Below are 6,126 nucleotides of genomic sequence, written 5' to 3' on the forward strand. Positions count from 1 at the left end.
TTTCTCGATGAGATGATTGTCGACGAGGCCGAGGTGAGTTTGGTAAGCGAAAACGACTGATATCGCCGAAAGGCATTTTTATACCCTAGCGGGGGCGCTCCCCGTTGGGGGCGTTTCTCGCCGAATCTTTTTGAGAGCTATATGAAGAGCAATAATCAATCGAAGCGTCTTGACGTTGACGTTCGCACTTCGATCGGCGCGTTCGTGCCAGACGGTGGCTTTGTGGTAGGCGGCGGAACTTCGAAGGAGATCCGCTTGATTAAGGAAGTTGATCGCGCTGCCGAACTGCTCACGGGTACGTTCAATGTCGCTGTCGAGAAGCGTTACAACAGCAGTGGCCGTTCTGGAGGCGCCTACTTGTTAGCGGATCACAGGGCCAGCGAGCTTCGCACCAACCGTTCGATCGGAGTGTTGATCGCGCTGAACGGCGAAGGTGGTCTGCACTTCCATGCCTATGTCGATGCCGAGCATATGCAGGAGGGAAAGCTGGCGACGGTCGGCAGACGTGGCGGCTTGTTCAGACCGTACGTGTATCACGCGGTAGGGTCGATCGAGGAAGCTGTTGCCTGGATTGAGGAACATGCCAAGGTTTCGACCGGCGATCGAGATCTAGCCAGGACATGGTTCCGTGACCCGGTGGGCGGTAGTTGCTATCCGAGTATGGAGAGCGTAAAAAAATATCTTCCGGAAGGGCAGCACGTCGTGCAATCGCTGCCGCCGACCATTGAGATTCAAACGATCAATCGCCGCATCTACGTGCTGTCGCCGGTGTGCATGAATCGCATGCCGAGCAAGATCGCCGCTGACCGGTTGAAGTTCTTGGGGCCACACATCCCTGGCACGACCCTCCACGAGGCGATGCAACGCAAGATCCGGCGCTTCATGCAGGAGTTTGAAACTGAGTGCCTGACCGATCATCAAAAATACTTCACGATGGCCGGCGGTATGCTCGCGACGTGCTACCCGAGCGGGTTTTAGCGCCGGGTGGCCTGATGCCGGCTGCGGATGACTTCGATTCACTCCCGAAAACGTTGATGTGAGAAACCCGCCGCACTCTGCGGAGACGGTGGGTTTTTTCTTGGGAAGCGCATTCGGAATATTTGTTAGGGTGACGAGAATCGGGCGATCCGATCTTCACGCTCCTCGATATCATGCGGACTTTCCGGATGCCGTCACCCTTGAGTCGACGAAAGCTGATCGCGCGGCTTTATTCTCCGAACCCGGTCTTGAAGCTGAAGTGATCGGCAATATGATCGTATTGCACATGCACGGTTGTATTTTTAATGACTGCCAAGGCCTCAGCATGACGTACAAGGAAGTGCTGGACAGCCTTGTGCATTGCGACGGTGAGCTTCTTCCCAGATGGCAGTTCAACGCTCAATCGCTCTCCTTCTGGCCAATCGGGGTGGGCTTCATAAATCGCACCAGATACCAGATCGATAGCAGCCGTCTTTGGTGAAGTCAGGCTCAGATGATCCATCGCGTGCAAATCGCCAAGGCAATCGATGATTCGATAGGAGGTAGTAGTCATGTGTCGAACTTTGGGGAGTCTGCGATCACAAATTGATGAACTTGCGCTTAGGCCCTATGAGGTTCTATGGGTTCCGCGACATTGCTGATGAAAATTACCGTCGTTCCGTTATCAAGAGTCGCTCGAAGCCAAATCGCACCTAGCTCGCAAAATCCGCTGGCGTTCTTCCGGTAAATCGACCGCATACTGCAAGAATAACGCGAATTCGTCGATGCCTTGGCGCATAGCACGCTCGTTCAGGGCGTGCGCTGCCTCGACGCGACGCAACTCACCGATGTCAAAATCGAGATCGTCAGCGATCTCCAACGTAATGGCGAGGATCCGCTCACGGACCTCAGGATGCGCTTCGACGAAGCGTTCGTAGCCGAGGTCCACTTGCTCTTGGGTCAACAGGTGTGATTTGCTCATTTTGCTTCCGACCCTGCGCAATCGAGACGGTATCCAGAGTGTCCAATGTTTCACAACATCATCAGTTCGACCCACACGGTCTTACTGAAGGGCGTCAGATCATTTTGGCCGACCGGCCGTGCTGCTCGGCGCTATCAGTTAATGCCCTTCCAACTTCAAACGTCTTTCTAGCTCAGTCCGGCGCAGAAACGGATTAGCGTTTTTCATGCGCATGGCCGCTTTGATGGCGTCATCGGATTTGCTCGCAAGCATTGACAGTTCACCAACGCTGAACGAACTTTCCAACTTTGGACGGAGCGCGGACTTGCCAAATCGTTCGTAGATTTTCACGAGTTGGCGTGCGTCGTGCTGAGTAATTTTCATTTCGGTGGCTGCGATCTTATAGAACGTCGTCGCCTTTCGTTGCACCCCAAGGGTACTCATTTCGGTGCCGCCCCTCGACTTGATCACCTATTGCAAAACGCGTTGCTTCAGGTCTGTTAAAACCCGCGCACGCTCCATGCATTCGGCCGTTCTGCCGTACATATCGGCCTCGCCAATGTAAAGTTTCGATGGGACGTCTAGAGTCAGTCAAAGTTAGCCACAAAAAGGTAGCCCATAGTGCATAACGGGCGCTATGTTTAAAACTTTAGCAAATACTGTTCTCTTGCCTGAGCCGGCAGCTATCTATGCCGAATAGCCTGTCCGTCGCGCAGTCCGGCGAACGAAGGCGGAGTGTAGTCCGGCATGAGGATGCGCTCCATCTCAGCTTGCTGGACGTCGAACGCAAGCTTGCCGCCCGTTAAAGCGGCTCGGTCATCATCCGACATGGCGAGCGGATAGCGAGCGAGGAACCAGTCCAGGTCCGCCGCATGCATGAGATCACGCGGGAACCGGAATGGTCCGGCCGACTGTTTGGGCACGCGAGGAAATAGCTGTTTGAGCCGGATCGCTACGTGGGGTTCGAGCTTGGACATTTCCCATGCCGCGCGATTCTCAACGAGCTGGAGGGTCCAGAAAGTTCGCATCAGATCCACCCCCGGCTGAGCGATGCTGCATAAATGGCTTTTCCGTTGATCTCCTCCGGCAACCCCATGGAGACATTCGAAGCAAGAACGATGGCCGTGATCGCGGCGTGGGATGCGTAACGCTCGATTTGCTTGTAGATGTCGATTTTCCTCGCCTTATTCCGCATCTTGCATTCAACAGCGATGCCCCCGGCAACTAAGAAATCAGGAATGTCTTGATCCGAAAGACGCTTCTCTCGCTCAAACTCGAATCCAGCTTCGGTCAATGCCTGCTCAACGCCCGACTGAAGACGCTTTTCGGTGGAGAGATCAAAGCGGTGTCGTTGTAGCAGTCGCACAATGTCGACTGCGATTGACGATTCGACTGGTCGTTGGGCTTCGGACTCCAAAACTACACCCCTGTTTCGGTCGGTAGTTTGCGGCAGTAACCGCTTGATCATAAAAAGGTTGTTTCTCTCGGGCAAGCACAGACTCGACGCCAGCATGACGAGTGGCCAATAGATTGATACAGTGAGATCGATCTCGAGCGAACGGTAACCGATCACTGAAGCAGTTCGACAATCCATGGCTCGGAGGCGACGCCGCCGTCGATATCGATGAAGAGGGCGGCCGCCCCCACAACGATATCGCGCGAACTCATACTCACCGCTGGCACTTCCCACGGCTTGTCCTTGGTGGGGCGGGTCGGAAGATCGCTAGCATTGAAGTCGATGGGATACTCGAAGAATGCGGTGCCTTGTTGGACGATGAGATGCGTTCGGTCGATTCGAATGCCGCGCAGTTCCTGATCGACGATCCTGTTCAAGACCGTGCCGAGTTCGTCGACGCGCGACAAGCGGTGCTTTTGTGCACTGCTGGTGCGACGAAGATGGACTACAGCCGTGACGATCGCTTTGCGCTCGCACAACACGATACGATGGTGTGCAACCCTTGCTTCTCGGTCCCCGGTGGGATAGAAGATATCCTTGAATTTGCTCTTGTAGGCCATGGGCAATCTCGGTGAGGCGACGAACACCACGTCCGCCGCAATTTCATCGTAGGGTTGCCTGCGCAAAGTCAAGTCGTAGCGGAAGCGAGGTCAGACTGATGGTGGGACGTTCGCTGTCGGCGACAAGATTAATCCGGCACCGAAAAACAGTGGGCTTGAAATGAAAGCCGTGTTTGCGGCCGCGCCGCTGTGCGAGAAGTGGTTCGAGTCGTGATGTCGGAGCATCGATCGGCAGGTGTCGTAGACCGTATTTAATCTGTCTACGTTTGCGGCAATAAACGTGGCAACCTGCGTCCTCGCTAACCAGCAACCCGCAAGGACTTGTGCGGTATAGGTCTCACAGATGCAAACAAAATGCGTACACTACTCAGTCCACGATGTCGACTTATCCAGCGTGGCTCCGACCATAGTCGGGCTATACCTCTTTGCCTGTCGCCTCTGTTCCTCCCGAGGAAGAACGACTTTGAGTCGAAATACATATGGTGCGACGAAGATACAAGCCAAGAAGCCATCTGGCTGAAGCGATAAATCGATCAAGTCCGGGATGGCAACGGTTCTGGTCGGTGGTTGTCATGCTGGCCTTCGTTTTCTCGATGGCGATGTATTTCTCTCACTAAGAGATTGGAAGACACTGCGCTGGAAGCGCGCCGTACCGACCGGGCGTCGGAACTAAAAAGAGAAATTGCAACGACTAACGATGAACACAGCAAAATCATCAATCAGACAAACGCGGTACCACCAGGACACCGCTCACAATAAGCTCAAAAGCGGGCATAAGCGCAAATCGATCATCGCTGCATGTTGGAAACAAGCTGTGGTGATGTCATGACTTACGTAACGTAAGTCTCAATAAGCGCAGGGATAAATTTGGACGCGATGTTTGCGGCCGACGCCACCGGATGCGAGTCCGCGCCGGTCGTCGTGTCGCGACATCGATCGGCAGATCCGCTTACTTTAAGCTTGGCGTCGTCTGGACCAACGAGGTCGGTCAGCGCACTGCCGGTACGTCCAGCGTCTGCCTCAGTCGCGTCGCGGTGCGATGGCTTGACAGGCCCAGCATGCTGCTCACCTGCTCGTTGGTCTTGCCGGCGATAAGCTGGCGGCGTCCGTAGGTGTTTCGCAAGAGACGCGGGCTCTCGTCGGCTGCCGTCAAATTTGCTTCGCGCAGAGCCGTTCGAACACATTTGAGCAGGGTATCCGGTTTCATCGGATTAGCGGCCGCCGTCGCGATGAACAGCCATCCGGTCGGGCCTGGCATGCGCTGCCGCGCGTCCAAATACGCGGCTAGTACATCCGACGCAAACGCATCTATCGGAATGCGCCGCGCGATCCGTGGGCCGTGCTTGTTGACAAAAACGGTTGGGCGCACATCAGTGGCATCCAGATCTGCAACGCGCAATTGGCGTAGCTCCGCAGCGGTCACGCCGGATGCCAGAAACAACGCAACTATCGCGCGGTTGCGAAGCTCTTTGAACGAGTCATGGTGTCCAGTTATGCAGACGCATTGAAGGCGCGCGTCATCCTCGGCGGAAAGGTATAGCGGGACGGGTTCGTCCTCTGGCCATGTTTCGCGCGCAACCATTGTCGCTGCCGGGTTGTCCGCGCGCAGTTCGAGGTTGACGAGGTGCCGCGTGAAACGGTCTATCAGCTTCAGGTACCGCAGGCGAGTGGTGGTGCCAGGCAGGCAATCGTGAGCAAGATGTTCAAAAAAACCGTCGAGATGATCCGTTCCGTAAGTCAGCACGGATTGCCGATGCGCGACCAGGTATTGGTGAAACCGGGAGAACATCGATTTGTGTTGGATGATGGATTGGTCGGCGAAGGCTCGCCGATCCGAGCCCAACGCTTCGTCGCGCTGCCATTGTGCATAGGCTTCTTCGGGATCGATTATCCAGGCTTCGGTGTTCATAAATATATATACTGAATTTCACCTAACCCAACTTCCAGCGAAGCTGCCGCTTCGCCAACACCGTAGCCACCAGGCACTTCGCCACGGGCGTCCAAGCTACGCTTGAGCGCATCGAGGCATGCGCTGGCTATGCCGACGACCATATGAACAGAGCACGCGAGCATCAGATTGACGCTCAGCCCGAAGTCCTCGACTAGGAAGCCAAGAGAGCATACCGCGCCACTGCCCGGGATCGACGTCGACTCAACGCGTTGAATGAGCATCTCGTCGTTCGACCGATACG

Annotated in this window: 8 protein-coding genes and 1 pseudogene; 1 reads left to right on the forward strand and 8 read right to left on the reverse strand. The window is 55.3% G+C overall.

Annotated elements, in window-relative coordinates; all coding sequences use genetic code 11:
• The first annotated feature begins 141 nt into the window (after positions 1–141).
• Complete coding sequence (locus BVER_RS27020; protein WP_050455880.1) at positions 142–978, forward strand: hypothetical protein; 837 nt, start codon at positions 142–144, stop codon at positions 976–978.
• Positions 979–1,207: 229 nt separating this feature from the next.
• Here BVER_RS27020 and BVER_RS27025 read toward each other — a convergent pair whose 3' ends face one another.
• The 8 genes and pseudogenes from BVER_RS27025 to BVER_RS27060 form a co-directional block, all read right to left on the reverse strand.
• A complete protein-coding gene (locus BVER_RS27025) occupies positions 1,208–1,531 on the reverse strand; it encodes a hypothetical protein (RefSeq protein ID WP_050455881.1) in 324 nt (107 codons plus the stop codon).
• A 111-nt stretch (positions 1,532–1,642) separates the two neighbouring features.
• Positions 1,643–1,939 carry a DUF6388 family protein gene (locus BVER_RS27030; RefSeq protein WP_050455882.1) on the reverse strand — a complete coding sequence of 99 codons (297 nt, stop codon included), beginning with the start codon at positions 1,937–1,939 and terminating at the stop codon, positions 1,643–1,645.
• A gap of 138 nt (positions 1,940–2,077) precedes the next feature.
• Complete coding sequence (locus BVER_RS27035) at positions 2,078–2,362, reverse strand: hypothetical protein (RefSeq protein WP_050455883.1); 285 nt, start codon at positions 2,360–2,362, stop codon at positions 2,078–2,080.
• A 239-nt stretch (positions 2,363–2,601) separates the two neighbouring features.
• Entirely contained in the window at positions 2,602–2,895 is a 294-nt protein-coding gene (locus BVER_RS27040; RefSeq protein WP_157056261.1) for a hypothetical protein, read from the reverse strand.
• A 50-nt stretch (positions 2,896–2,945) separates the two neighbouring features.
• Positions 2,946–3,491: a hypothetical protein gene (locus BVER_RS27045; protein WP_157056262.1), complete on the reverse strand. Its 546-nt coding sequence runs from the start codon at positions 3,489–3,491 to the stop codon at positions 2,946–2,948.
• Positions 3,488–3,934 (reverse strand): hypothetical protein, encoded by a 447-nt coding sequence (locus BVER_RS27050; protein ID WP_157056263.1) that lies wholly within the window; start codon positions 3,932–3,934, stop codon positions 3,488–3,490. Before BVER_RS27050 ends, BVER_RS27045 begins: the two co-directional genes overlap by 4 nt.
• A gap of 988 nt (positions 3,935–4,922) precedes the next feature.
• Positions 4,923–5,843, reverse strand: a complete 921-nt coding sequence (locus BVER_RS27055; protein WP_050455887.1) for a tyrosine-type recombinase/integrase — start codon at positions 5,841–5,843, stop codon at positions 4,923–4,925.
• Positions 5,840–6,126: pseudogene (locus tag BVER_RS27060) on the reverse strand (hypothetical protein); the annotation flags it as partial. The pseudogene BVER_RS27060 and the gene BVER_RS27055, both read right to left, overlap by 4 nt.

The organism is Candidatus Burkholderia verschuerenii (assembly GCF_001189365.1).
Lineage (GTDB): Bacteria > Pseudomonadota > Gammaproteobacteria > Burkholderiales > Burkholderiaceae > Caballeronia > Caballeronia verschuerenii.

Bases quoted from the DNA above. Each gene is read 5' to 3' on its own strand.
- BVER_RS27020 (WP_050455880.1), top strand. From the start codon at position 142: ATGAAGAGCAATAATCAATCGAAGCGTCTTGACGTTGACGTTCGCACT.
- BVER_RS27025 (WP_050455881.1), bottom strand. From the start codon at position 1,531: ATGACTACTACCTCCTATCGAATCATCGATTGCCTTGGCGATTTGCAC.
- BVER_RS27030 (WP_050455882.1), bottom strand. From the start codon at position 1,939: ATGAGCAAATCACACCTGTTGACCCAAGAGCAAGTGGACCTCGGCTAC.
- BVER_RS27035 (WP_050455883.1), bottom strand. From the start codon at position 2,362: ATGAGTACCCTTGGGGTGCAACGAAAGGCGACGACGTTCTATAAGATC.
- BVER_RS27040 (WP_157056261.1), bottom strand. From the start codon at position 2,895: ATGTCCAAGCTCGAACCCCACGTAGCGATCCGGCTCAAACAGCTATTT.
- BVER_RS27050 (WP_157056263.1), bottom strand. From the start codon at position 3,934: ATGGCCTACAAGAGCAAATTCAAGGATATCTTCTATCCCACCGGGGAC.
- BVER_RS27055 (WP_050455887.1), bottom strand. From the start codon at position 5,843: ATGAACACCGAAGCCTGGATAATCGATCCCGAAGAAGCCTATGCACAA.